A 26,174-nucleotide genomic window follows, 5' to 3' on the forward strand; every position below is an offset into this window, starting at 1 on the left:
CAAAGTGCCACACCAGTGGCACTTTCTTATTGTCGAGCCGTTATGCCAATACAAACAAGCCATGAAACTGAATTACTCGAAGCCCTTTCGGAAGCTGAGAGTGCTAGCGCCTGCCTAATGGCTGCTTATGATGCATTGGACGACACGGTAGATGCCGTATTAAAAAACATCTTTAAGAAAGACGACACTGCAATTAAGTTCGTTGTCGAGCCACTTCTCAACAGTGGTGGGCCGTTAGGCGAGATCATGATTCGTGCTAAGTTGCTACTCGGACTTGGCGTGATCAGTAAAGAACTCTACGACGATCTAGAGGTTTTCGTTACCTTGAAAGAGTGGGCGAAAATACAGGGTGAAGACACCAGCTTTACAGAAGTTGATGTGATATTTGAGCTCAACAAGGTGCACGCGATTCAGCGTATTATGCCTATCGAATATGACGCGGAGATGGTGGAAACCATGTCTGGCCCAATGCTTGAAATGTTCTTGGGGCGACATAATCAAAAGGTGAAGTCGACGATCGTATTAGCTATCACTGACATTATCACTACCTTGTGCCGAGATAACGCGCTGAGCTCTTAGCTCTAGTTTGCAGCCCTGCTTATCTTGTTTCACACCCTACATATCTTGTAGTTGTTGGTTCGTTTCAATACAAAGATTAAAATGATGGCGGTTTCTCTTGTTGGAGAAATCGCTTTGTTGTTTTTGTGCTTCTAAAAAATATCCGAAATATCTTCCCATTAAATACAAAAGCAGCAGGCACAAAAAAAGCCACATTCAGTGGCTTTTTCTATTCAAGACGCTCTCTTTATAAAAACGCCCTGCTATTCAAGACTATAGGAATTATAGGTCTTGGATGTTCTCAGCTTCTAGCTCTTGGAAGTAGCGTAGAGTCTTAACTTTTAGCTCTTGTTGAGCTGGCTCATCAGCAACGATGATAGCTTTACGGTGCATCTGTAGAGCTGTAACAGTCCACATGTGGTTTACAGAACCTTCGATAGCCATTTGAAGCGCTTGAGCTTTGTTGTGGCCTAGAGAAAGGATCATCACTTCTTCTGCATCTAGAAGAGTCGCAACACCGATAGTTAGTGCGTATTTAGGAACTTGGTTGATGTCGCCATCGAAGAAACGAGAGTTCGCGATACGAGTGTCTTCAGTCAACGTTTTGATACGAGTGCGTGAAGATAGAGAAGAACCTGGTTCGTTGAATGCGATGTGACCGTCGATGCCTACGCCGCCCATGAACAGGTTGATTTTGCCGTATGAACGGATTTTCTCTTCGTATGCTGCACAGTGAGCATCGATATCTTCAGCTTTGCCGTCTAGCAGGTTGATGTTTTCTGCTTGGATATCAACGTGGTTGAAGAAGTTCTCGTGCATGAATGTGCGGTAAGACTCTGGGTGGTTAGGGTCGATGCCAACGTACTCATCCATGTTGAATGTTACAACGTGCTTGAAGCTAACTTCGCCAGCTTTGTAAAGTTCAATTAGCTCAGCGTAAGTAGTTAGAGGTGTGCTACCAGTAGGAAGACCTAGTACAAATGGACGCTCAGCCGTTGGAGCGAACTTGTTGATTGAATCTGCGATATGACGAGCAGCCCATTTACCTACTTTAGCTTTGTTGCTTAATGGAATAAGTCTCATTGATTTTGCCCCTAGAAATAAAATTTTATAGTGTTCTGAAACATTAATTCGCATTATAAAATAAGTTATCCAGTTCCGCTATTGTTTTAGGTCAAGTTTTTGCTTTTTTCGTCGTAACTGTGACTGGAACTCTCAAAATTGCACAATTATTGTATGGATATTTGGTGGCGTTAAACAAGATTAATACGTTTGTCATATACAGCAATGTTGATCTAATTCAGCACCTGAAAGGGTTGGTGTGTTTCTATGCCTTGATACGATTATTGCAATAATGGCATCGCTCGAACCATTGACGAATTTTGGTGCATTAACGTGTTTCGAGTATAAACAAGCGTTGAGCGTATAGTTGAAACTAGAAAAATAATGATGGCAATGGAGCGCTATCGTGATAAAAGACAGGGGCAGGATGAAGAACGATGAATCTCAGTGGGATGAATACCCATAAGATTGAACGAGAGCTGTGTTTTAGTCACGCTATCGCTATGAATTGTATATAAATATTGGTAAAAATGGATAGGTTGGCTAAACTTACCAATTACAAAGAAGATGTGTGTTTGAAGGCAAAAAAAAGCCCAAAGTGATGAGGTATCACTTTGAGCGATTTTACTAATCTTCTAACACTAACTCACTTTCGTATTCTTCCCTAGATACGTCGCCGCGTTTGCAGCCGTTTAGGGTGTGAAAGCGACGGCGTCCACGAGCCAGTTGAATGTACTTCAACCAAACACGCTCTAACTTGGACTTTGCCTTATGAGGGTGAGACAACACTTTAATAAAGTGTTTTTCTTCTGCATTGATTGGTGCTAGTTCACCAGTTTCAAGTGCAAGCATAGTGTCACCAAACAAGGTTAGGATTTCCTCTTCTGAAAGAGTAAAATCACCCGACTTAGCGAACCCTCTCGGGAATTTAATGGTGTCATAAAAACGTTTTTTTCCGTGTCGGAATTCGGTCTCAGACATATCAGCCTCAGTAATGTGGTTAGATAGAAATTAGTGTTTATTGCTCACGCGAAAATATTGTTAAAAGGCTAAAATAGGAAACAAAATGTTTTTGCCTTTACGATAAACAATCCTAGATCGGCTAGTTAGCAGATTTATTACAGAGATGTATTTGATGGATGTGAAAGTATTTAGAACCTTTCTTGAGGTTGCAAGGGTGCGCCATTTTGGGCGTGCAGCTGAAAACTTGTATTTAACACAAGCGGCGGTGAGTGCGCGGATCAAACAGCTTGAAGGCTATTTTGATACTCAGCTCTTCATTCGTGACCGCAATAACATCAAACTCACATCTTCCGGTGAACGTTTGATTGGTTATGCCGAAGTGATGGTGTCCACCCTACAACAAGCCAAATTTGAGCTGTCGTTAGAGAGTGGTAAAGCCTTGCAGTTAACGCTGGGCGGCACGCCGAATATTTGGGATGCGTATCTGCAAAACTGTTTAAGTGTGGTAACCGACTCTTTTGGTGGTTACGGCTTTATGGCAGAGGTGATGGGGCGCGAGCAACTGAACCGTAATTTGTTAGAACGAACCTTAGATATGGCTTTCGCGTTCGATCAGATCAAAGCAGAAGAGCTGAACTGTAAAAAAGTCGCTGACTTGGTTTTGGTGTTGGTATCAACGCAGCAAGATGATCTGGAATCTGTATTTCAACATAAGTATGTTTATGTGGATTGGGGAACGCGCTTTGGTTCTGAACACGCAGAACGTCACCCTAAAGTGCCAGCACCGTACCTACGTACCTCTACAGCCCGTATCGCCCTCGATTTCATTTTAGAGAAAGGCGGCAGTGCGTATCTTCCGGTGTCTCTAGTCGAACCTTTTATCGATTCGGGTCAGCTGCACAAGGTGAAAGGGGTTGAAGACTGGTATCTCCCAATTTATCTGAGCTACCGTAAAAGCAGTACCTCGGTTGATGCGATCATGCAGGTTGAGAAGTTGGTTAATGAGATTGACCCATCGACGGCTTACACATTGCAGCAAGCCGCTGAACAAGCACCTGAGTAACGGCATTCGCGGTAAGCAGTGGCTTTGCTGATTAGATTCAATAAAAAATGGCTCCCAACTAATTGTATAGTTGGGAGCCATTTTTGTTTTAAACCAGAAATGTACTTCTTTTCGGAACTAGAGATCGTTTCTAATTCCATAAATATCGTTTAGGCCTGGTATGTGTAGCCTTTATTAAAAGCCCTATAGGTTCATTAGATTCTCAATAGACTCTTCAAGAGAGTGTGACATGTACGAATGGATTTGATTGCCATCCGTTGCGTCAATCTCGATCATAGAAATCCCGTTGTCCGCTTTGTCTTCAAGAAAGCTTAGAGACTGCTCGACTGATTGACTGGTGAGAACCTGTTGATTTGATAAAACAATACGACATGTGTGTAGAACCATAGCCTTTTCCTTTTTATATTCGATAGGTCTCTGCATCTTGGCGTGCTAAGTACCGATCGTTGACGTTGTGAGAAGAATGCCCTCTCCAGGTTAAATTTAGTCGAATTGAATAAAATTAAAACCCTTTTTTGTGATTTATCTGACCTTCGCTTCCGAAAGTGGCTAGCGACAATGGTGGTTCACGGTAAACTTTTAGGTATCGGATCAAACGCTATGGTAAGTGGGAATAGTACGGCATGTCGAAAAATATCAATCACAACAGCAGCTTAACCAGTGAGCAGTGCCATTTGGCTCGATATGCACGAGATGCTCGCTTTGATGGGATGTTTTTTACAGCGGTGAAAACGACAGGAATTTTTTGTCGCCCGATTTGCCCAGCCACACCACCCAAAGAAGAAAACGTCGAATATTTTTCCCATCAAGCTCAAGCATTGAAAGCGGGATATCGTCCTTGTTTACGTTGTCGACCAGACAGCGCACCTTTTTCGCCGGCTTGGAAGGGCGTCGAAACCACTTTCTTACGTGCGATGCAGTTGATTGATAATGGCGCTCTGAATTCAGGATCTATCGTCGACCTTGCAACGCGGTTAGGTATTTCAGATCGTTATTTACGAACCTTATTCGACAATTACATCGGCGTGTCACCCAAGCAATATAGTCTGTACAGTCAATTGATGTTTGCCAAGCAGTTGCTGCACACCAGTAGCATGAGCATTACTGATGTCGGCTTTGCTAGTGGCTTCAATAGTACGCGCCGTTTTAATGATGCCTTTCAAAAAGAGCTGCAGCTTTCGCCAAGCCAAATTAGGCGAGCGAAGCCAAGTGACACTCAGAGTAATCATATTCAGCTTGGTTTTCATGGACCCTTAGATTGGGACCACTTGTTGAGGTTTTATCGACGAAGAATGATTGAGGGCTTAGAAGGCGTTGGCGAAGATTATTATAAGCGCACGGTAAATGTGAACGGGTCAAAGGGTTGGTTCAAGGCGACTTTAGCCAAAGATAACCGCTTGGATATTGAATTCGAGTTGGATGATATAAGCCAATTAAGAAGCTTGATTGCGAATATCCGCCGTATGTTTGATCTTGATGTCGATATTGCCAAGGTTGAGACGTTCTTTACGACTATCGATCCTAACTTGGTGGCTAAGAGTGGTATCCGTATTCCTGGCGTGTGGAGTGCTTGGGAGGCAGGCGTGAGAGCGATTCTAGGACAGCAAGTTTCGGTAACCGCGGCGATTGGTCAGCTTAACTTATTGGTCAAAGAGCTTTCTGATGAACATGAGAAAGCCAGCTTCCCAACACCAAAACAGATAGCGGACGCTGATGTTAGCTTCTTGAGAATGCCGGGAAGCCGCAAAGAGACCCTAAAGCGTTTTGCCGAATACATGGTCGACAATGAAGCTGAGCATCCTTCCAAATGGATTGAGCTAAAAGGGATTGGGCCTTGGACTATTCAATATGCACTGCTTCGCGGGTTAAGCGAACCTAATCATCTGTTGGTTGGTGACTTGGTGGTGAAGAAGTTTATTGAGCATCGCCCCGCCATCAACACGGAGAGTGTTTCGCCTTGGGGTAGTTACGCCACGTTCCACTGTTGGAATCAGTCTTAATCGGAATACTAAGCTAGGAGATATCATGGACAACCGTTTTACTTACTATGAGAGCCCATTGGGAACCGTGACGTTACAGGCGAACGATGAAGGCTTGCTCGGCCTTTGGTTCGAGACACATACCACCAAGCCGGAACCGTTGGGTGTTCAAGATGATAGCTTTCCGATCTTTGCATTGGCTATCGAGCAGCTTAATCGCTATTTCTCGGGCGAAGCTATTCAGTTTTCTGTGCCGATTGCAGCCAAGGGCACGCCATTTCAGCAGTCGGTTTGGCAGGCGCTGACGACCATTCCTTATGGAGAGACTTGGAGCTATGCACAACTGGCCGATGCGATAGGCAATCCGAAAGCCGTTCGTGCTGTGGGTTTGGCGAATGGCAAAAATCCGGTTTCAGTGATTGTGCCGTGTCACCGTGTGATTGGTAAAAACGGCAAACTGACGGGTTATGCAGGTGGCGTAGAACGTAAACAGCACTTATTGGTGATAGAGGGAAGAGAGCAAGACTAGCAAGCGATTTAGCCATGAGCCTGTCGAGATGCTGGCTGAATATCTCGTACTACTTAATGGTGAAGGCGAGTGGTTCTTAAAATATGACTTTGAATTAAAATCAACGCTTTCTGGGAAATATCGATTTGGTTGCATATTCTTTGACTATGTTCTCTAGGCAAGGATGTCCAAATGAATAGATTCCCCTTACTAATATCTGGCTGCAGCTCTGCATTATTGCTGACAGGTTGTTTAACTGATACCAGCCGACCTTTCGAGGTTCCACAGCTTGCTCTGTTCAAAGGTATGTATGAGAACGCAGATAATGACAGTTATCTACTTTTTGAATCCGGGCAAGTGACTTATCAAACAACGGATAATTCCGTGACTCGAACCTATCGTGTTGATGATGACTTGATCACCATTGAATTCAATTCTGGAAGCAGCCGAACTGACTCTAGACTAGTGATGCGCATTCAACAGAAGGGCGAGATGCTAACTTGCAACCAATGTCCAGCGATACAATTGAGTAACGTCTGGACACTTGTAGATAAGCCTGTGAAAGACAGTTCGAACTAGAAAAGATCTCCGAATTAAAAAAGATCGCCATTAAGCCATAGGTGTGCAGCGATACTGACGGCATAGCCAATCATGATCACTGGCATCCATTTCAAGTGGCCAAAGAAGGTGTATTTGCCATGCGCCGCGCCCATTAACGCCACACCTGCCGCACTACCAATAGATAACAAGCTGCCGCCAACGCCTGCGGTTAAGGTGATCAGTAGCCAGTTACCCATCGACATTTGAGGTTCCATCGATAACACGGCAAACATCACCGGAATGTTATCGACAATCGCAGATAAGATCCCCACCATGATGTTGGCCCAAATTGGATCCCATTGGCTATACATCACGCCAGAGGCAAGCTCCAAGTATCCCAGTAGACTCAAGCCACCTACACACATTACCACGCCGTAGAAGAACAGCAGAGTGTCCCATTCGGCATGGGACACTCTTCGAAATACATCAAAGGGCACGACTGAACCGAGTCGCTTCAATGCCCCCCCATCATTGTTGGCAATCGCCACCGCTTTTTTCTTCGCCAGTGAATTTGGTAAGGTCTTACGCAAGAAATAACCAAAGAACTGTAGATACGCCAGCCCCATCATCATGCCCATTACTGGAGGGAAGTGGAGTACGGCATGGAAAGCAACCGCAGTGCCGATGGTCATGATGAACAACAACACGATGCGTCTTGCACCGCGTTTTAATTCAACGTGCTGATGCACCGTGTCGGGTTGGGTTGTGGGAACAAAGTAAGACATGATCATTGCAGGGACGAGGTAATTCATCACTGAAGGAATAAATAAGGGAATGAATTCACTGAAGCTCACATAACCAGCCTGCCACACCATCAACGTTGTGATGTCACCGAATGGGCTGAACGCGCCGCCAGCGTTAGCGGCTATCACGATATTCACACAGGCTAGGTTAACGAATTTAGGGTTAGATCCTGCGACTTTCAGAACCACGGCGCACATCAATAGAGCTGTGGTGAGGTTGTCGGCGATCGGTGAGATAAAGAAGGCCAGAATACCGGTTAGCCAGAACAGAGAGCGGAAATTAAAGCCTTTGCCCACCATCCACGCTTGCAGCGCATCAAACAGTCTTCTCTCTTCCATGGCGCTGATGTAGGTCATGGCGACGAGTAGGAAAAGTAACAGCTCAGCGTATTCCAGTAAGTTGTGTTCGAGTGCTTGCTTAGCGACTTCAACAAGGTTGTGTTCTTGGTAGATAAAACCAATGATTATCCAGATCAGTCCTGCTGCAAGTAACACTGGCTTAGATTTTCGGAGCTTTAGGTACTCTTCCATCATCACCACGATGTAGGCGACAACGAAAATGGTCAGGGATAGGTAGCCAGCGAATGAGTTGGTGAGCTTGAGTGGTTCTCCCAACTGAGAAGTGGCAGCACCTGCTACCGAAGAAAAGAGTAACAAAGAGAGAACAGCAGAAAGCTGGATACCTAACATGGATTACGCTCCGAAGTTAATAAGTTATTAACACGGGTAAAAGAGTAGACCTAAATAACCATGTGCAGTGTGATAGATATCTTAATAATTCAATAGATTATAATGAAAGGAATAGACTGTGATGTGAACGAAATACGGTCTTACATACTCAAAATTACTGTCTTCCACACTTAAGTTAAAGACTAAAGACTAAAGACTAAAGACCAAAGAAAAAGCCCTACCGGACTCAGTGCCGATAGAGCTTATTCGAAATTGCCAACATTATGCAGCATTGAGATCAAACGTCAGTGTTTGTTCTGCTGCACATACTTCAACAGGCCAGCCATAGGATTGGTATTCAAGCGCAAGTTTGTCCGCTACTACGCGAGATACTGTTGCAGTGATCCACATGCCTTTGCCCATTACTTGATATTTAAGCGTTCTCATTTCCATAGTCATCACCGTTCTCCTTCTATATTGGCTGCGCGAAGTCTATAGCACCTCTGAGGGCTGAAATTTCGAATTAAGCTCAAATTCTTTATAAAATGGCTCACTGTTTGCGCTTGGCTCAAAACTCAATCAACTAAGGGAAAACGGTTGCGTTCTGGAAGCAAAATCACTTTTTAAGTCTCTGTATTATAATCGAATTAAAATTGACCAGAAAAACAATGTAAGAGATCTCTTACAGCATTATCAGAGATCGCACTAGGTAAAAACTTCTCACTAGAAGCCAGATTTGTGTGGCGATTGTGTGCGTTTTTGGTTGCGCTGTTGAAGCAAGATTTTTTAGTTTTGTATGTGAAATATTCTAATTTATTTAGCGTATGGTCCTGCTTTTAAATCCAAATCACAGTTTTATATGTTGCTGTGCTTCTTTTATTTAAACCGATACGCTATTTGATTTTGGTCATTAACCTTTCGCTCATTAGTTTGCACTATCTATACGTGTTCTGTTCCACATAAACGAGATGTATAGAGGTCCTTATGACTAATCCAACCAAAACCGATCGTAAAGTCACGATCGGCAGCTATATCGCACTCGCGTTCGCGATGGTGTTCTTTTCAGGCTTAATGCAGTCCAATGAATGGTATGGAGTGTTCGATTTTACAACGCTCAACGGTTCATTCGGTAAGGTCGCTTACGATGTGAGTGAAACGGCCGATGGTATTCAAGCGGCAACGACGTCACTGCGTGGTAAAGGCGGTAGTGGTGCTCGCGACGGTTTCATTTTTGCTTTGACACTTATTCCGACCGTGATGTTTGCACTGGGTATGATCAACGTACTTGAGCACTACGGTGCACTGGATGCGGCTCGTAAACTACTGACACCTCTGCTTCGCCCTCTGATGGGTATTCCGGGTAACTCAGGCTTGGCACTGATCGCTTCTTTGCAAAGTACCGATGCTGGCGCAGCGATGACACGTCAGCTGAAAGACGAAGGACATCTGACTAAGCGTGAAACCGATGTGTTCACCATGTTCCAGTTTACGGCGGGTGCGGCGATCGTTAACTTTTTCTCTTCAGGTGCGGTGCTGTTCACTCTAACCGCGATGGACGGCTCTTTAGCGGTGACATCGTCAATTGGTTTGGCTGTCGCTGTGATGTTTATCTTTAAGTTTGTCGGCGCGAATCTGTTCCGTATTTACCTCAACATTACTGAAGGCAAAGAAGACAAACCAAAATCAGACAAAGAACAAAAACTGGAAGAGGAAGTAGCATAATGAGCGAAGTTAAAGCAAAGAAACCAATGGTTACTGATATTTTCGTTGAAGGTGCTAAGAAAGGCTGGGTTATTGCGACTACCTCTACGGTACCGAATGTTCTGATGGCGTTTGTGATCATCAAGGCATTGCAGATAACGGGTGCGCTGGATTTGATGGGCAGTGTATTTGCTCCAATTATGGCGGTATTTGGTTTACCTGGCGAAGCGGCAGCGGTATTGATCGGTGCGTGGATGTCGATGGGTGGCGCGGTGGGCGTGGTTATCACGCTGTTTGACCAAGGTATTCTGAACGGCAACCATATAGCTATCTTGGCGCCAGCTATCTACTTGATGGGCTCTCAGGTGCAATACATGGGCCGTATTATGGGACCAATTGGTACTGAAGGTCGCTACATCCCGGTGATGATCGCGATTTCGGTATTGAATGCGTTTGGTGCAATGTTCTTGATGAACATTATTTTGTAACGTGACTTTGAACGGTTAGCTGCGAACAGCTTTCAGACGTTACAAAAAAGGAAACCCCGTTTGGCTTTCACCAAACGGGGTCTATTCTTTTCGTAGCCATCCTGCTACTGCGCGTTACTTATCTTTCAATAGGTAACTGGTGCTCCCTGCATCGTTCCTTGACGTGGCTAAATCCTTTAACCTATCCAATTCATCGCCGTCCTAGCGGTGTCCTTGCAAACTCATCATCCTGATAAGCGACTCTATCCTAGAGCATAACTTCCTTGCTGATAACTCATCCTAAGCCATCAAATCTTCATCCTGAAGATACCTAATCCGTTAGGCTTTTTCCTGTTCCTGCCAACTCCCTGTCGACATGTGTATTAAACACTGCAGAGGCTTTGCTCACAATCCACCCTAAGAAATAAATGTACCCACTGATCGAAAGAAATATGCGTGGATTCATACAAAACAAGGGCTTGGGTTTGTATTTTAGGAATTTTCTGCGAAGCTTGATTGTGATCTCTTACGTTCGGTGTGAGAGATCTCTTACAAGTACTCGGGTGCGATTTTCATTTTATCTCGGCGGGTGTTGTCGAACAGATAACAAAGAACACTGAGTAAACACAAAATAATAGGGAAATATGATGGTTACAGCACTTTACGCAGCCTTGCTGACGATCGTAATGATTTGGTTAGCAATAGAGGTGATCAAGCAAAGGCGAATCAATCTTGTTGCTCATGCTGATGGCGGTGTCGAGTCGTTACAGATAGCACGTTCGGCACAAAGTAATGCTATGGATTACATCCCAATCACCGTTATTTTGATGGGATTGTTAGAGATGAATGGCGCCGGTGTGTGGCTGATTCATGTCATTGGTGTGGCGTTTATTCTGGGGCGTGTGATTCATGCGAAAGGGATCTTAGCGAAGAACTTCAAAGGTCGAAAAGTGGGTATGGTGTTAACGCTTATCTGCATGATCTCTTTGATTGTCCTAAACTTAGCTTACCTACCTTTTGATAAAATGTTCTAGGGAGCATTATGGCGTTGCGTCTTCCTCCTGCTTGGGCGATTGTCCTCGCAGGCTTGATACTCAACATCATGGCGATTGTCATGTCGAGCTTGGTGCTCGATAAAATTGAAGCTGAGAAAGCGGAGTACAACGATCGCAAATACGGCAATGTGTACTCAATACAGCTTGCTTGGAATACGATTGAAACCCTAGAGCGCAAGCGTGAAGCGATTTTGATTCACCTTGATAAACTAGAAACGGTGCAGCCGACCACGGTTCTCGACGAAGCACTGCGTGGGCAACTTAGGCGTTGGGTGAGTAGCGAAGTGCCAAGTATCTCTTTGGCTCACTTACCGAAACTGATGATGCTGATAAACAGTGCACAAGAAGCGCAACGAACTCGAATCGATGATTACTATTTGGATAACCTGACCTTGGTTGAGTTAATCCAAAGGCTTGATGAGAAAATGGCTTTCTATAAGAACATCGCCCTGTTTCTTCAAGTATTTGGCTTGGCGCTTATCTTAGCTCGCGACCTCGCTAGAAGACCTTAATCTTAACCTTAATGCCTCCATTTACTTATCGACTTGTATCGTTAGCGAGACTCATTTGGCAGGTTAGGGTGCTGTTGGCCTTGGTACTTTGGTAACTGTTCTTTTAGCCCCTTAAACGTGCTCAGTGCACTGCCTATCGATAACTTGTTCATCAACCAATTGGGCAAGATGCCCCCTGCGTTCGCATACGCGGTGTAGGTGATGTAGGTATTGCCATTAGTCAGCGGTTGCAGTGTCCAAAGTGCGTCCACATCGTAGATTCGAATGTACCCCGACTCTTTCGCCAAATAGTTCGACGCATCCTTTATCGACAAAACAAACTGCCCACCCTCGATGCTGTATTTTGAGTAGGTCACCATGTCTCGATCTCTGGCAGGCCACGGTGCTTTGAATTGGGTATAGACGATGTTTTCATCTTCAGATATCTGCATCAACACACGGCTTTGCGATACATTATCTATCCAGTTTGGCACGTTCTCACTGTCTTCCAATAACAGTAAAAAACCGGAGTAAGTGGTGGGCGTTTGCATCTGTGCTCGTATTTCGACCAAGCCTTCGCTGTGTGGCCTTTTATCAATCATGATGCCATCTTCACTTTTGACGAACTGCCATGGGTTGGCATAAGTCAGTGTCGATAGGGCGCAGAGGCCGAGTACCAAAATCTTAGGTAATGTCATTATTCTTCCATAAAAAGAAAAGCTTATCTGCTAGGAGTATAGAATAGAAATGGACTTAGTAGGTGTTGCCAATCGCTTTGGGTTGGCCTCTTTGGGGAAAATCCCAATGAAAACGGAAGCGTTCGGTCGCTTCCGTTTTATTCTTGGGCAATGGATAAGCGCTGTAGGCTAGAGCTTATAGGCTTCTACGGTTTTGATGGTTGTCCAGTTGCTGTTGGCGTCTTGGATGAACTCTTGTGTATTCTCCAGCCAGCGTTTCTGAACCGATTTGTCTAAGTTCAGATACAACTTTCCATCTTCCATCTTCCACCTTCCAAGCGAGAGGGGCGGTTTCAAACTTCTTACCCATGGCTACTCCAAACGCGCAGTAACCGCCATATTGAGGGGCATAGGCTTCTGGATTGGCTCGAAATTCATCTCTGTTTTCACTGCTCGCAAAGTTATAGATCGCATTCTTATAGGTCGCTGTGAACTCAGATGTGCCTTTTACTGGACCTTCATTGGCAAAGTAAGCGACAGGATCATAGCCTTTAATTGCGAGGTTATTGCTGTCGACACTCATATCAAGGTCTGCTGCCATTAACGAAAAGCTGGTGCCTAGTAACGCGGCCATTAGAGTGATTTTTTGACTGGTCGATTTCATGTGTGACATATCAAGTTCCTTGTCAGTGTTGGTTATCTTGTTTGAAATAATTTAGCCCACTCGTCCGGTCTATAGAGGGACAAAAGAACTAAAAACTAAGCGAATCGTTCGGAGGATGCATGGATCTGCTTTCACAACTAATGGAACACTTCTCGATACGCACTGGCGTTTTCTATTCTGGAAACCTGTGTGGAGTATCGTCATTTAACGCGCAACAAGGTAAAGAGGGCCACCTTCATGTATTGAGCGCGGGGGAGTTGAGCTTGTCTAGCGCTCACACGGAACACAGGCATTTGTCGCAGCCTTGCATTGTTTATTTGCCGAAATGGCGTCACTGGCCGCGATGTCTCGTACTCAGTTTATTGAAGCGTTCAAACGGGAAGTGGGTGAAACGCCGGGAGATTATGTGCAAAAGTGGCGAGTCTCTGTTGCTCAATCTCTGTTATTGCAAAATAAGCCGATCAATTGGGTCGCTGATGAAGTGGGTTACAATAGCTATTCAGGATTCTCACGTGCTTTTCAACATGTTGCCGGAGTGTCGCCGCGCCTTTGGCTAAAGCAAAATGCGTCGTGAAACGGCAGGCAATCCCCACCCGATTTATGGCTATTCGTATCTGGCTGGTCTATGTTTTAGCGGAAATTGTATGTAGTTTGTTCTTTTATCGGAAGAGGGTGTAAAAAGGTGGACTTTATAAGCTCGTTGTAACATCCTGCCCGTCCTATTTTATCTAGACACCAATGAGACGAAGTGCCTGCTGAACATTATTCAGCCTCCCGTATCTCATTAAAGTATTAAGGAGTTCAACTTGAACCTATTTGTAAGAGACCTTACCGTTATCGATTCTTCATACATCTGTGAACACAGAGGGGTCGTAGGAGATAGTTGGATTTTAGATGTCACCATGTCTGGTGAACTTAATGAAATGAGCATGGTGCTGGATTTTAGCAAGGTCAAAAAGCAGATCAAACAGCTTGTCGATGAGCATGTTGATCATCGTTTGCTGCTGCCAATGCAGAGCGCTGCAATTGTTCTTCAAGCGAGCAAAGCGGGCTACTCTAAGGTTGATGTGTTGCGTGGTGACAAGAGTCTTCATCTACATTGCCCTGATGAAGCATATTGCCTCATTGATGCAGAAGCGATCACCATCGAGAGTGTGACCGCACACGTTTACAATATTCTTCGCGATAACCTACCAAGTAACGTCACAGGGTTAGAGATCACCCTACGTCATGAGAACATTAATGGCGCGTTCTACCACTACACCCATGGTTTAAAAAAGCATGATGGCAACTGCCAACGCATCGCGCATGGTCACCGTTCTCCAGTAGAAATCGTGGTCGATGGTCAGCGTGACGGGCAACGTGAACAAGCATTTGCTCAGCGTTGGGAAGACATTTATTTAGGTTCTAAAGAAGACCAAGTTTCAGTTTCATCACTTAACCTGAGTGAAAACGCGAACAGTGTTAATGATGAAAGTCACTATGGCTTCCGCTACACCGCGCCACAAGGCGAATTTGAGCTAGCTATTGCTAAGAGTGAGACGGAAATTTTACCGACAGATACCACGGTGGAATTACTTGCTGGCTATATCGCGGATCAAGTTGAACCGAGCCTAGCAGAGAACCAATCACTACAAATCGTCGCTTATGAAGGTGTTGGCAAGGGCGCAATGGCGTTCCGATAACACTCCAGCGAGTGACACAGTCTCATTACTGACATGATGAAATAAAGGCAAGATAATCCGTTATCTTGCCTTTATTTTTTGTGACTCTTTAAAACTGATTTAGCTGATGATGTTAGGCACAAACACTAACGAAGCAGCACACGTCGCAGTGGTGTTTTTTCGATTCCAACAACCAACCCGAAGCTCAACAATACGGTGCCAAAAAATACCGTAACGTCTTTTGCCAATTCCGTAATGCCTAAAACTCCACAGACATTGAACAACACGATAATGATCAGCAAATGGCTGACGTAGATACCTAGCATGCGATTTGAAATGGCGCGAACCCAAGCGTAGTTACCCATGTTTGGATTTGCTAAAAGCCACATGAACACGCCCATCCCCCATAGCGCCGTGCCAAACAAGAAATCATTCATGTTGAATCCGACGTCGAACGTGGTGAGCCATGATGCCTCAGCAAAATGAATCAACATGCCTAACGCTAATAACCCCAACGCTTTAGTTGATGACACCTTCCATTGATTCTGACGAATAAGGAAACCTAAGGTCACCATTAACGTGCTAAAGAACGGGCCATTACGCGTGAAGAAAGGTGCTTCTAACCCGGTTAGCGTTGCGTAGCTGCCCGCTAAAACACCATAAACGTAAAGTACAATGGCCGCTGGTAATAGCAGTTTGTCGAGTTTCATTTCGACTATCAAAGCAATGATCAAAACTGCACATACGAGAGCGGGAATAAACCATAAATGAACCAATCCACCCTCTAAGAAAGAGTTAAGTGGCGTGTTCATTAAGAAACCCCAATAGCCTTGGCGCTCACCTAGGTAACCAAACTCTTCTACCTTCGCGAGGTTGAATGGCATCACTAAGCAAATGATGCTCCATGCTAACCAAACCTTAAGCAGTGGTTTAGAGTAATTAATGACGGTTTGCCACGGGGAGGCAGTCAGCTTGGGCTGAATAAGATAACCGGAAATTAGGAAAAACAGAGGTACCGCAAAACGAGCGGTTTGGTTGAGTACATAACCGATCCAAGGCACTTCATCTATTTGCCAATAAGTGAGTGCCATTTGACCGTGTAAACCAATGATCGCCAAGATAGCAATCACTCGGCCTAACTCGATACTGGCGATGTGTTGTGAAGGCGTATGTTGAACGGAAGACATATCAGATCTCTTAGTAAAATTTTTACGAAATCTAGCAGTCTTTATGCCCAACCAGTTAGTCCTAAATCAAGGCTTATGACCTTTGTTTCAAGGCTAGTGTCGGTTTTTTGAAGCCTGTCGCAGCTATATTAAATCCATTGCAGTAAGTACAAAAATACCGAGAGTACAAGTGATAAGAGAAACAACAGTAGTAAGCGCGATGATGTTAGCCGCCAGTGTTGAGTTTCCTCCCATCGCACGAGCCATAACGTAGCTTGCCGCTGCCGTTGGTGCCGCGCTCATCAAGAAGATAAGCCCGAGATCGAGCCCTTCAAATCCTAAGTACCCAGCCGCCAATGTAATCAGTAACGGTGAGGCAATTAACTTGTAGCTAGAGGCAAACCACGTCGATAACTTTTCTTGTTTGAGCGAGCTGATATCGAGCGACCCACCGGTACACAGCAGTGCTAAAGGCAACGTCATGTTGGCAAAATATTGACCAGCATCAGTGACCATTTTTGGGATAGGAATCGAAAGTGCATAGAAGACGACCGCTAAGAAAATAGCGATGATCAATGGGTTTTTGGTAATCGACTTAGCGATCACTTTAATCGCTTTCGCGCCTGTGTCTTCGCCTTTGGGTGTCAGTGCAATTACGGCTTGAATGTTATACAGCACGGTTAGGGATGCGACATAGATAGCCGCCAATGCCACGCCTTGGTTACCATAAATATTAGCTACATAGGCGAGGCCGATGATCGCGGTATTAGCGCGGAATCCACCTTGGACAATCACACCTTGATCTTTCGAACCTTTAAATACTAACTTGGTCGAGAAAATCGTGAACAAGAAAAAGATAAAGTTAGCGATGACGCCAAAGGCAACTAACGCGCTACTGGCTGAAAAGTTGTGATTCGATTGAACAATACTCAGAAATAGCATCGCGGGTAGGGTGACTTGAAAGACCACCTTAGATGCGACATCAATGAAATTGTCGTTGATTAAGCCGATTCGTTTGAGCATCACACCAAGAAACAGCATTAAACAGATAGGGCCTGTTACTGACGCCGAAAACGCAAACTGTTCCCAAAGTGTGTTCATTGTTTTTCCTTTGTTAGTCGATTTCAATTTCCTTTGAATACTGTCGCATTTTTCCACAATTCTTTGAGAAGAGAAATTGAATCCCAATAGATAAGTAAAAATCTTTGAAAAAAAGAACGAACGTGCTAAAAATAACGTATCAGATTTATCCTTGGTGAATAATGAGTAAAGGAAAGATAACCAAAGAGTATATTTTGAGTCATGCATTCGCACTTGCGAGTGAAAACGGGCTTGAGAGTTTGACGATTGGCGAATTAGCCAAACAGTGTGGCATGTCTAAGAGTGGCTTGTTTGCACACTTCAACTCTAAAGAAAACCTGCAACTCTCTGTACTCGAGTATTCCAACGCCATATTCACCGAAAGAGTCATCATTCCCGCAAGAGAGCTGGGAGATGGTGATATTGAAGCGAAATTGAAACAGCTGCTCGACAATTGGCTGGGCTGGAACCATTCATTCCAAGGCAGTTGCATGTTTATTGATGCATGGAAAGATGCGGGCAGTGAAAGGTCTGTGATTCAGAAAGCACTGCAGAAAACCATTTCAGTGTGGATTGACTACTTGACGATTCAGGTAGCAAAAGCGGTTGAGAGCAAACAGTTCAGAGCCGATTTAGACCCGAAACAGGCAACCTTCGAGTTATACGGTCTTTATTTGAGTGCGAACTTGTTCTACTCGTTACGAGGCCAACAAGCGAGCCACACCCATTTTTGGAGTGGTGTCGAGCGCTTGGTAGCCAGTTGGAGAGCGGTTTAATACATACAGCAGGTTAACTCGCAAATCATGTGACTTTGCTTAACTAAGGTTTGCAAAAGATTTTAACAGAAGTGGCGGCAAGCAATCATAAACAGCGCTATCGTCATTTTTTATACTAACAAATAGCACGGTCGTTCGATTTTCAGGGCCGAGCTCGATCCGCCAATGATGATGGCGATACAAGGACCGGTCATGAGTGACAAAATCTACTTTAATACATCGAACAAATTCAGCTTCAAGCGCAGCTTAATTGGCGCAACAACCAATCTTCATTACATCCTAGCGCCGAGTCATGCGAAGAAAACAGCACGTAAGTTGCTGCTCACTCCAATGCGTACTGAGCAGAAAAATGCTGATCCCCAAGGGCTTATCAAGAGTGAAATCAAAGGTCGTGATGGCGTTTTAAAAACCTATTCTTTGGGTACGGGGCCTGTTTGGGTGCTGACTCATGGTTGGTCTGGCACCGCGAGTCAGTTTTTCCCTCTGATGGAACATATCGCCGCTAAAGGTTTTACGGCTCTGGCTTATGATCACCCTGCTCATGGTGGCAGTGATGGTGTACATGGTCATATTCCTGCGTTTGTGAACGGCCTTGAAGCGATTCTCGATTCGGTGGGTGAGGTAGCAGGTTTGGTCGGTCACAGTATGGGCACGGCTTCTGCGTTGGAATGTAAGCACGTTAAATTGGAAAACAAGCCATTATTGCTGATTGCACCTGTACTGGATTATCTAGAAAACCTATTTGGCAGCGTTGCGCGTTCTGGCTACTCAATGAAACTGTTCAAGGCGGTAGTTGGAGAAGTCGAAGAGCAGTTTAACTACCCGATTCAGTCTGTTGATCCCTATGGAAAGCTAGCGCTTCGTGAGTCTCAGACGATCATCGTTCATGATGAGCAAGACAAGTTTACTAAGTTTGATGTGTCTCAGCGTGCGGCTAATGAAATGGGTCGCGTTACTTTAATTGCGACTCAAGGACAGGGCCACGGGCGAGTAATGAAGTGCCCACAAGTGTTCGAGAGCTTTGATAACTTAATTGGCTAAGTCTAATACCAATCGTAGTAAATAACTGTTCACCCTAGCTTGTCAAAAATCTCGATAACGTCGTTAGATTTTTTGATTGTAGAATAACTACTCATCGAAACTATTTATTGAAAAGAGCAGCCTTGTTCTCAAGCTTTTTTCCTGCGCTATTTTTGAACACTTGCTTACTGTGATTGGTATAACGAGCGCAAGTCAGTAGAACGCCAGTAAAAAGATCGTAAGCTCAAAGCTAAGAAAACAAACATTAAAAAGGCCAACCAGACATTATCTGGTTGGCCTTGCTTTTAGGTGCTTAGTTGGTGTTTAGCTCAATCCTATTTTTAGTTAGCACAGCTTGCTGGGCCGATCTCTTTCCACACGCCCCATTGGCCTGTCGTTGTTGGATCTTCACCGGTTGTCCACCATTTCGCTTCCCAAACCTTACCGCCTTGAGTCACTTGGTCGCCACCAGTGTAAACCGCGCCTGAATCCCAAGCGTTAGTACACGTACCGCCGCCTGTGGTTTTCTTTAGAACTTTCACTGAAGTAGCCGCAACCGATGTATCAGTGCCATCGCTGACCGTTACAGAGAAGTTCAGCGTTGTATCTTGCGTGTATTCCGCCGCGACAAAGCTCACTGAAGCACCTTGAACCGTTGCATCGATACCAGCAGGTACATCCCACGTGAAGGTCAATGTGTCTTGGTCTGAATCGCTTGAAGCCGAAGCATCAACCACGACTACATCACCTGCATTCACTTCAGCCGGAGCCGTAACCACAGCAACTGGTGCTGTATTGACTGGGCCTGTGTCTTTAGGAGTTACCGTTACAACAACGGTGTCAGTTGCAGTAGCGCCTTCGTTATCAGTTACCGTTAGGCTGAACGTGAGTGCTTCTTGTTGCGCGACTTCAACCACATCGAAGCTTACAACAGCCGCATTCGCGTTCGCCAGCGTTACTGCCGTGCCGCTTACTTGTGACCAAGCATAGCTCGCGATTGTACCGTCGCTGTCTTTTGAAGCGCTGCCATCTAGAGAAACAGAGGCTGGGCCTTCAACTGATTGGTCTGCGCCTGCAGCTGCCGTTGGTTTACGGTTTACAGGATCTGTTGTACCGCCAGCAAGGCCTTCATGCATTGCGTTGAGGATGTCGCCGTTGTCTGCATCAATTTCCCAAGAGAATAGACCCGCAAGGCCAAGGCTACGAACGTACGCGCCTTTTGCTTTTACTGAGCGGTCATCATCAAATGTGATGAGCTGGCCTGAAGTACGGTTCCAAACGTAAGGCGCTTCTGCCATTTCGTCGTAGCCATATTCGAAGCCGTTGATGCCTTGGTTATTCGCGCCAAGCATGTTTGCTTTAATGCCTTTGTAATCAATAACGCCATCTTCCCATACGCCTTGCGCAGAGCTGCCTTTCAGTTTGCCGTTACCAACGCCTGTCATAGGGTCGCTCGGATCGGTGAGTGATGATGGTAATACGCCTTCCCAACCACGACCGTACATCGCTGTACCAACCACAAGCTTGTTCGCTGGAACACCTTGCTCAAGCAACAGTTGGATGCCGTTGTCTGTGGTGTAAGCTGGGCCTGTGTATTGTTCGCCATTTTCATCAAGGCCTGTGCCATCACATTGACCAGGACGCATGAAGTTACCGCAGTTTAGTGCTGTTTGGTGACCTAACACGTTGTTCCAACCGCCGTAGAAGTCGTAAGTCATTGCGAAGATGTAATCCATGTATTGGATAGCATCGCCGTAGTTCACGTCTTCAATCTTATCGTGACCAACACCGATCGCAGAAGTGAGCTCGTAAGTACGACCGTTTTCCGCTTCTAGCTCATCTAGCATCACGCGAAGTTCTGCCATCAGTGCAATGTAAGCTGGGCCGTCATTTACAGGATCACCAAGGTCTGGAGCAGCACCGCCACCACCAGGGAATTCCCAATCGATATCCACACCGTCGTAGAATTTCCATGTGTTAAGGAATTTCTTAACAGACGCTACAAAGGTGTCACGGTTGGCTTTAGTTGTGAAATCAAAGAACGGGTCAGACAGCGTCCAGCCACCAATCGATGGGATGATCTTCAAATCAGGATTACGCTGTTTGAGCGCCATCATCATTGCGTAGTTACCCTTGATCGGTGAGCTGTATTCGTGTCCCGCTTGAGGGAAGCTTTTCTGGAAAGCCGCCCAAGGGTCATGAATCACCACTTCGTAATCGTTAACACCCTGACAAGCTGTCATGAGGGCGTTGTAGCTGTTTCCACCTACCGATTTTACTGATTCGTTAGGACCACAAATTGGGATGAAGCCGTAAAGGATGTGGGTCAAGTTATCAGCAGGTAGGTTATCTACCGTGTAGTCACGACCATAAATACCCCACTCAACAAAGTAAGTACCGACTACCGTGTTTGGATCTGTGTTGTATGACTTGTTGTTTGGATCCACATTCATCGCAAGTGGCGCTAAGTGTGCGCCATCTGTATCGGCAATCGTGATTTTAGCGGGTGCGCTTTTGCTACAACCTGTTTCGTCACACGCTTCTATTTCCATTTCGAATAAGCCGCCTTGGCCATATTCGAATGAAGCCGTGGTTTGGCTGCCAGTGATTGGGCCAGTGGCTACTTTAACGCCATCAAAGTAGATGTTGTACGTGTTTCCTGACGTTCCGCTCCATTGGTTGAACTTAACGTCGACTTTTGCTTTGTCGTGATATTTCACCATCTGGTTGTAGCCAGAGGTGGTTTCCATCGCGAGTTCAATTTTAGAAAATTGCAGGTTGTTGGAACCGTACATGTCGATGCTAGGTGCTGTTGGAGCAGCTAATGCTGTACCAGATAGCGCTAGAGCAATGCTTGCAGCACAGGTATTTATACGAATCATACTATTTCTCTCATTCCTTGAAGATTACGAGAACCCAATGGCCCCATAAACGGCTCCAATCAGTTTTGAAGGAGCTTCCCAGTCAGTATTCGAGAGAGTTTTAATTTCATAACTGAAAATAAATCCGTTTTCGATGGACAACTAAAAAATTGTATCTTGTTACAATTCTGTTGCTTATGAATGAGAGGCTGAGTCCATGTTTTATAAAATAAAACATCCTTCAGTAGGAAAATCTCACAAGTGAAAATTCACGACATGAAGTTATGAAAAGGTGCGACAAACTATAAGAAAATACTGTGGATTGAAGCTGAATCACAAAGTGAAGTATGTTGAGCGAGCGGGGTCGATCGACGGGTAAACTTGAAGACGAATGCTTATGGCAGTATGGATAAGAGGGTTATCTTTTGAATTGCTCAGCTAAGGAAGCGCGTCGTTGTTGCATGACACTATGGGTATCACCAGTCGCAGTATCTTCGTAGCCTTCTTTAATAAATTGCTGAGATGGTACGCTTGGCTCTAATCGCTTTAAGCGAGGCGAATCGTAAGTACCACTGATGGTGTAAACGGTGGTTCCAGAGCCAGTGTTGATCGTGACGATCTTCCCGTCAAAATCGAATGAGGTAGTGATAAGACGATGATTCATCATCACACCGTTTTCTGAAAGTGTCAGGATGTCGGTGTTGTAAGGTGGCGCCGCAATCTCTATCCATGTGCCATAGACGTTGCTTGGGCTGACAGATTGCTGGTGGGCTTGGTAAGCAAAATAGCCGGCGGTGAGGGCAACCATAAAGCCAGCTAATAGGAAGCCGTAGAGTAACGAGTTGGCAAATAGATCTCTGCTTTTAGTCGGCTTTTTTGCCATTATCTCTTCATTTTTCGACTGATATTGTTTTAGATTCTATTAACTAAAGCCTTAGTTTGCAAAAATTGTTCTAAGAGTTAGAAGCAGGATCGAATGTTTTAATAAATGTGGTTGTGTTAATGGTTATTAGCCTTGCTCCTCAGTATTTACGTTATCAATGAAAGCGAATTCCAGAAATGCTTAAGCTATGCGTATTTATTTCTTGTAGGAAAGTCTCGAATTGGTTAAAACAATTATCACCTAAATTTACGCATAGGCTTACTCGGTGAGCTCAATAATTGCAATTTGAAGATAACAAGGAAGTACAATGATTAAAGAAAACACATACTTTGAAGGTGGCGTTAAGTCGTTAGCGTTTAACCAGTCTGGTGCTGATGTGAGTGTTGGTGTAATGGCGGTTGGTGAGTATACGTTCGGTACTGCGGCTCCAGAAAAGATGACCGTTGTTAAAGGTGCTTTGATTGTAAAGCGTGTTGGCGATGATGACTGGACGACATACCAAGCTGGTGAGTCTTTTGACGTTGCGGGTGACTCTTCATTCGACCTACAGGTAAAAGAAGCGACGGCTTACCTATGTGAGTATTTGTAATCAGATCTAAATTTGTTCAATCAGGGCATCGTTTGTCTCTGATTGAATAGAAAAAAACCACGCTCTAGGAGCGTGGTTAAATAAGTGATAGTAACCGGCAGTGGATAGTGTCACTTGTTTTTGTAGTCATCAAATGGATGACCAAATCGTTGTTCGTTGCAAAATCTCTTCAACCTTCAAAGCTCAAAGCCAAGACATCAGTAAGTCTCAAACACACCGTTGTTGTAGTCTTGAATTGTCTGTTCAATCTCTTCCATCGAGTTCATGACAAACGGACCATAGTGCACGACAGGTTCATTAATCGGCTGACCAGAAAAAATCAGTACACCTGAATCTTCTAGGCTTTCTAAAGACAACAATTCAGCTTTGGTGAGCAGGGCAAGTTGACTTTGGTTGATGACTTTGTCGCCGATCTTAATACTGCCTCGGTACACATAAGTCATGGCATTGTGATTAACATTAGTCCCTAACGTGACTTTTTGCCCAGAATGAGAGCGCCAATCCGCAACGCTTAATGGCACACCTGTTTTCTGTAATGGACCCTGCGCTCGTAAAGCCTCTGAATCCTTGTCAGTTTGGTTGTGCAGTTCAAACCCTCCGGCAATCACTCTTAACAAACCACTTTGTTCACTTTGATGCTCCGCGATGCTTTCACTTTGGAAATCGTGATACTGAGCTGGCTGCATTTTGTGTGTCGCAGGTTGGTTTATCCAAATCTGAAAACCATGCAGCGCACCTTCTTCCATCATTGGCATTTCGCTGTGAATGACACCACGGCCTGCGGCCATCCATTGAGCGCCACCGCTGCGTAGCTCTCCAACATTCCCCATATGGTCTTTGTGTTGGAAGTGACCTTGGAGCATGTAAGTGAGCGTTTCTATCCCACGGTGAGGATGTGGAGGAAAGCCGCCAACATAGTCTTTGCTTTCATCCGACTTCAGTTCATCAATCATTAAAAATGGAGAGAAACGTGCGTTATTAAAACCTGCGAGTCGTTGGATTTTGACGCCATCACCATCTGAGGTGGCATGTGCTGTAATCAAATGATCTACTGCTCTTACATTCGTCATTTTGAAACCCTCATAAACTTGAATAGCTGTAGTTTATGTAATTTGATTTAAAAAGAAGATGGCACAGCGTTGAGTGACTTATTCGAAAATCTTGAACAGGTAACAATATGAAATTATGTCTATACTCAATAGAGAGTATATCGCCAAGGAGGCCGCTATGGCAGTTCAGCAAAAACATGGCGAAAGGCATGGTCGGATAGGTTTTGATAACGACTTTACAACGGAGCAAAGCCAGCGCTTTACAGAGGTTGCAAACAGCGCAGTTAAACGCCGCGTGAAAAAACGTGAGATAGAAGCGCCGTTTATTCAGTCAGCTAAGCAAGCCGCTTTTAAAACCGTGGTGAGGCGACCTAAAGGGAATAACCCAAACCGAACACGTCAAGTCATATGGATTATTATGATCGGGTTAGTGAGTCTTTGGCTTATGTACCTTGCAGGTTAGCAGCGCCGCTCCGTTATAGGAATGGCTAGCGTTGGCGCGTTTTTAATAGCGTAACATTGTTCCCTTCGATCTTCGCTTCAAAGCAATCTTCAAGTTCAGATGAATCCGGTGCTGAGCTAACAAGGCTCGTTGGTAGTTCTTCTATCAGGGTCGATACTGGGTTGTCGTGATAATAAGCATATCGGTTTTTTCCTGAATGCTTGGCAACATACATCGCTTTATCAGCACATCTCGTCAGCTCATGTAATTCTTGGGCATCTTGCGGATACAAAGCAACCCCAACACTTAACGTCAATTCCTTGATTCTCTCGTTTGTTTGGCAGCCGCTTTCGAACAGCCCGCAGATCCTATCTAGAATGCCGTCTAGATCTTTACGAGTTGGCACATCGTAGAGCATCAGAACAAACTCGTCTCCAGCAAAGCGCGCGATGGAATAATCGTATTCATGGCTTTTTCTGTCTCTGGTTCGAATGTTGTTGCTCAAGCGATTGGCAAAATGCTGTAAGACACTGTCTCCCACATCGTGCCCGTAGCTGTCGTTAATGCCTTTAAAGTCATCTATATCCAAAAAGACCAATGCCGTAAGTGATCGCTCACTATCCACGGTGGCTAGTTTTTCTGTCGCCCAGCGTTCAAAGCTCCAACGGTTTGCCAAGCCGGTTAACTGATCTCTGTAAGCGAGATCTTCAATGCCTTCTTTATACAGGCGTTGAATATAACTGACGGCTTTTGTGTAGTAATAGGCGGATGTGTGGCACACCAAGCTCATGGTAAATAAGCTAAGGAAAAATCTGTGTGTGCTGTTAAATGGTAAAGAAAAATTGTTGGGCATTGCTGTAATCAAGGTGCTGATGAACAGGCAAAACGAGGTGCTGAAGATTATGCCAATTCTGAAATCATTAATGAAAATGACCGCGGCCAGAATTGGGTAGAGCCAGAGGATGCGATCTGGGATGGCGTGACTGTACAAGAATAGGATGACGCCCTGAACTAGAAGAACACCACTCAGAATCAATTCGGAATACTCAGGATTGATGACTTTTCTTACATATAAAGCGTTAGAAATGGCAATGATGGCGAAGCACAATTCGAATATTGACAGCGTGTAATGCTCGCCTTCGAAGTAAGCCCAAGTATAGAAAATGAATAACGCAGCGGCAGTCAGTGAAAAGGAGTGGACAATTTTTTGCTTGCGGGTGGATCGTATGTCCGCCATTTCTTCTAGGTGCCTGCCGACGAGCCTTTTCATGTGATCTGTGCCAAAGTTTTTGATAATGGTGTTAATAGTAGATTAAATAACAAGCTATGCAGAGGCTTAGATGTCTATTTAGTGTGACTACTATCAAGGTTTCATATGAAAGGCTGTTCAATCAATTCCAAATAGTGATGTATATCACCGATGGTGCTGGTCATCTCTAGAAGA

Annotated in this window: 27 protein-coding genes and 2 pseudogenes; 16 read left to right on the top strand and 13 right to left on the bottom strand. The window is 44.8% G+C overall.

The window, feature by feature from the left end; translation table 11 throughout:
- Positions 1–42: 42 nt before the first annotated feature.
- Entirely contained in the window at positions 43–579 is a 537-nt protein-coding gene (locus AB4133_RS17570; protein ID WP_198592367.1) for an MltR family transcriptional regulator, read from the top strand.
- 261 nt (positions 580–840) lie between these two features.
- Here AB4133_RS17570 and nagB read toward each other — a convergent pair whose 3' ends face one another.
- Together nagB and AB4133_RS17580 are read right to left on the bottom strand one after the other, a co-directional pair.
- Positions 841–1,641: a glucosamine-6-phosphate deaminase gene (nagB, locus tag AB4133_RS17575; protein ID WP_017057618.1), complete on the bottom strand. Its 801-nt coding sequence runs from the start codon at positions 1,639–1,641 to the stop codon at positions 841–843.
- 606 nt (positions 1,642–2,247) lie between these two features.
- Positions 2,248–2,601: a DUF413 domain-containing protein gene (locus AB4133_RS17580; RefSeq protein ID WP_017061517.1), complete on the bottom strand. Its 354-nt coding sequence runs from the start codon at positions 2,599–2,601 to the stop codon at positions 2,248–2,250.
- Positions 2,602–2,755: 154 nt separating this feature from the next.
- Between AB4133_RS17580 and AB4133_RS17585 the strand changes: the two genes are divergently transcribed.
- Positions 2,756–3,646 (top strand): LysR family transcriptional regulator, encoded by an 891-nt coding sequence (locus AB4133_RS17585; protein ID WP_017061518.1) that lies wholly within the window; start codon positions 2,756–2,758, stop codon positions 3,644–3,646.
- Between the two features lie 183 nt (positions 3,647–3,829).
- On the opposite strand, the gene AB4133_RS17590 is transcribed toward AB4133_RS17585, so the two are convergent.
- Complete coding sequence (locus AB4133_RS17590; RefSeq protein ID WP_017061519.1) at positions 3,830–4,033, bottom strand: hypothetical protein; 204 nt, start codon at positions 4,031–4,033, stop codon at positions 3,830–3,832.
- Between the two features lie 236 nt (positions 4,034–4,269).
- On the opposite strand from AB4133_RS17590, the gene AB4133_RS17595 reads away from it, so the two are divergent.
- The 3 genes from AB4133_RS17595 to AB4133_RS17605 all read left to right on the top strand — a co-directional run bounded on the left by AB4133_RS17595 (position 4,270) and on the right by AB4133_RS17605 (position 6,712).
- Positions 4,270–5,646, top strand: coding sequence for an AlkA N-terminal domain-containing protein (locus AB4133_RS17595; RefSeq protein ID WP_372225161.1), 1,377 nt, complete (start codon positions 4,270–4,272; stop codon positions 5,644–5,646).
- A 25-nt stretch (positions 5,647–5,671) separates the two neighbouring features.
- Positions 5,672–6,154, top strand: coding sequence for a methylated-DNA--[protein]-cysteine S-methyltransferase (locus AB4133_RS17600; protein ID WP_017061521.1), 483 nt, complete (start codon positions 5,672–5,674; stop codon positions 6,152–6,154).
- 171 nt (positions 6,155–6,325) lie between these two features.
- Positions 6,326–6,712: a hypothetical protein gene (locus AB4133_RS17605; protein ID WP_017061522.1), complete on the top strand. Its 387-nt coding sequence runs from the start codon at positions 6,326–6,328 to the stop codon at positions 6,710–6,712.
- A gap of 14 nt (positions 6,713–6,726) precedes the next feature.
- Here the strand turns inward: AB4133_RS17605 and nhaD are convergent, their stop codons facing one another.
- The gene (nhaD, locus tag AB4133_RS17610) at positions 6,727–8,166 is read right to left on the bottom strand and encodes a sodium:proton antiporter NhaD (protein WP_017061523.1); all 1,440 of its coding nucleotides are present in this window, start codon (positions 8,164–8,166) and stop codon (positions 6,727–6,729) included.
- Positions 8,167–8,427: 261 nt separating this feature from the next.
- Positions 8,428–8,604, bottom strand: coding sequence for a hypothetical protein (locus AB4133_RS17615; RefSeq protein WP_017061524.1), 177 nt, complete (start codon positions 8,602–8,604; stop codon positions 8,428–8,430).
- Between the two features lie 525 nt (positions 8,605–9,129).
- On the opposite strand from AB4133_RS17615, the gene AB4133_RS17620 reads away from it, so the two are divergent.
- The 4 genes from AB4133_RS17620 (at position 9,130) to AB4133_RS17635 (ending at position 11,880) form a co-directional block, all read left to right on the top strand.
- Entirely contained in the window at positions 9,130–9,867 is a 738-nt protein-coding gene (locus AB4133_RS17620) for a nucleoside recognition domain-containing protein (RefSeq protein ID WP_017061525.1), read from the top strand.
- Positions 9,867–10,334: a YjiG family protein gene (locus tag AB4133_RS17625; RefSeq protein WP_004737023.1), complete on the top strand. Its 468-nt coding sequence runs from the start codon at positions 9,867–9,869 to the stop codon at positions 10,332–10,334. The genes AB4133_RS17620 and AB4133_RS17625 overlap by 1 nt, the downstream gene beginning before the upstream one ends.
- A gap of 626 nt (positions 10,335–10,960) precedes the next feature.
- Positions 10,961–11,347, top strand: a complete 387-nt coding sequence (locus tag AB4133_RS17630) for an MAPEG family protein (RefSeq protein WP_017061526.1) — start codon at positions 10,961–10,963, stop codon at positions 11,345–11,347.
- 8 nt (positions 11,348–11,355) lie between these two features.
- A complete protein-coding gene (locus tag AB4133_RS17635) occupies positions 11,356–11,880 on the top strand; it encodes a hypothetical protein (RefSeq protein WP_017067247.1) in 525 nt (174 codons plus the stop codon).
- A gap of 41 nt (positions 11,881–11,921) precedes the next feature.
- Here AB4133_RS17635 and AB4133_RS17640 read toward each other — a convergent pair whose 3' ends face one another.
- Positions 11,922–12,557 (bottom strand): START domain-containing protein, encoded by a 636-nt coding sequence (locus AB4133_RS17640; protein ID WP_017061528.1) that lies wholly within the window; start codon positions 12,555–12,557, stop codon positions 11,922–11,924.
- 49 nt (positions 12,558–12,606) lie between these two features.
- On the opposite strand from AB4133_RS17640, the gene AB4133_RS17645 reads away from it, so the two are divergent.
- Positions 12,607–12,729, top strand: coding sequence for a hypothetical protein (locus AB4133_RS17645; protein WP_017061529.1), 123 nt, complete (start codon positions 12,607–12,609; stop codon positions 12,727–12,729).
- On the opposite strand, the pseudogene AB4133_RS17650 reads toward AB4133_RS17645, so the two are convergent.
- Positions 12,726–13,209 (bottom strand): annotated as a pseudogene (locus AB4133_RS17650) (YHS domain-containing (seleno)protein). The gene AB4133_RS17645 and the pseudogene AB4133_RS17650 overlap by 4 nt on opposite strands.
- Positions 13,210–13,319: 110 nt before the next feature.
- Here AB4133_RS17650 and AB4133_RS17655 point away from each other — a divergent pair.
- Positions 13,320–13,774 (top strand): annotated as a pseudogene (locus AB4133_RS17655) (helix-turn-helix domain-containing protein).
- A 232-nt stretch (positions 13,775–14,006) separates the two neighbouring features.
- Positions 14,007–14,885, top strand: coding sequence for a 6-carboxytetrahydropterin synthase (locus tag AB4133_RS17660; RefSeq protein WP_104216219.1), 879 nt, complete (start codon positions 14,007–14,009; stop codon positions 14,883–14,885).
- Positions 14,886–15,010: 125 nt separating this feature from the next.
- Here the strand turns inward: AB4133_RS17660 and AB4133_RS17665 are convergent, their stop codons facing one another.
- Both AB4133_RS17665 and AB4133_RS17670 read right to left on the bottom strand, forming a co-directional pair.
- Positions 15,011–16,051 (bottom strand): acyltransferase, encoded by a 1,041-nt coding sequence (locus tag AB4133_RS17665; protein ID WP_372057722.1) that lies wholly within the window; start codon positions 16,049–16,051, stop codon positions 15,011–15,013.
- A gap of 123 nt (positions 16,052–16,174) precedes the next feature.
- Entirely contained in the window at positions 16,175–17,131 is a 957-nt protein-coding gene (locus AB4133_RS17670; protein WP_017072390.1) for an AEC family transporter, read from the bottom strand.
- Positions 17,132–17,292: 161 nt separating this feature from the next.
- On the opposite strand from AB4133_RS17670, the gene AB4133_RS17675 reads away from it, so the two are divergent.
- Both AB4133_RS17675 and AB4133_RS17680 read left to right on the top strand, forming a co-directional pair.
- Positions 17,293–17,886: a TetR/AcrR family transcriptional regulator gene (locus tag AB4133_RS17675; RefSeq protein ID WP_029235279.1), complete on the top strand. Its 594-nt coding sequence runs from the start codon at positions 17,293–17,295 to the stop codon at positions 17,884–17,886.
- Positions 17,887–18,078: 192 nt separating this feature from the next.
- Positions 18,079–18,927 (top strand): alpha/beta hydrolase, encoded by an 849-nt coding sequence (locus AB4133_RS17680; RefSeq protein WP_372225166.1) that lies wholly within the window; start codon positions 18,079–18,081, stop codon positions 18,925–18,927.
- Between the two features lie 320 nt (positions 18,928–19,247).
- On the opposite strand, the gene AB4133_RS17685 is transcribed toward AB4133_RS17680, so the two are convergent.
- Complete coding sequence (locus tag AB4133_RS17685; RefSeq protein WP_372225168.1) at positions 19,248–21,788, bottom strand: glycosyl hydrolase family 18 protein; 2,541 nt, start codon at positions 21,786–21,788, stop codon at positions 19,248–19,250.
- Between the two features lie 397 nt (positions 21,789–22,185).
- Entirely contained in the window at positions 22,186–22,650 is a 465-nt protein-coding gene (locus AB4133_RS17690; RefSeq protein ID WP_017065063.1) for a DUF2850 domain-containing protein, read from the bottom strand.
- A 307-nt stretch (positions 22,651–22,957) separates the two neighbouring features.
- On the opposite strand from AB4133_RS17690, the gene AB4133_RS17695 reads away from it, so the two are divergent.
- Positions 22,958–23,239, top strand: a complete 282-nt coding sequence (locus AB4133_RS17695) for a pyrimidine/purine nucleoside phosphorylase (protein ID WP_017069675.1) — start codon at positions 22,958–22,960, stop codon at positions 23,237–23,239.
- Between the two features lie 197 nt (positions 23,240–23,436).
- On the opposite strand, the gene AB4133_RS17700 is transcribed toward AB4133_RS17695, so the two are convergent.
- Positions 23,437–24,309 carry a pirin family protein gene (locus AB4133_RS17700; RefSeq protein WP_102321387.1) on the bottom strand — a complete coding sequence of 291 codons (873 nt, stop codon included), beginning with the start codon at positions 24,307–24,309 and terminating at the stop codon, positions 23,437–23,439.
- A gap of 157 nt (positions 24,310–24,466) precedes the next feature.
- Between AB4133_RS17700 and AB4133_RS17705 the strand changes: the two genes are divergently transcribed.
- Complete coding sequence (locus tag AB4133_RS17705) at positions 24,467–24,751, top strand: hypothetical protein (RefSeq protein WP_017061541.1); 285 nt, start codon at positions 24,467–24,469, stop codon at positions 24,749–24,751.
- Positions 24,752–24,776: 25 nt separating this feature from the next.
- Here AB4133_RS17705 and AB4133_RS17710 read toward each other — a convergent pair whose 3' ends face one another.
- A complete protein-coding gene (locus AB4133_RS17710) occupies positions 24,777–25,967 on the bottom strand; it encodes a GGDEF domain-containing protein (protein ID WP_102321386.1) in 1,191 nt (396 codons plus the stop codon).
- Positions 25,968–26,174 lie beyond the last annotated feature (207 nt).

Source organism: Vibrio sp. 10N.286.52.F8, from assembly GCF_041468745.1.
Lineage (GTDB): Bacteria > Pseudomonadota > Gammaproteobacteria > Enterobacterales > Vibrionaceae > Vibrio > Vibrio crassostreae_C.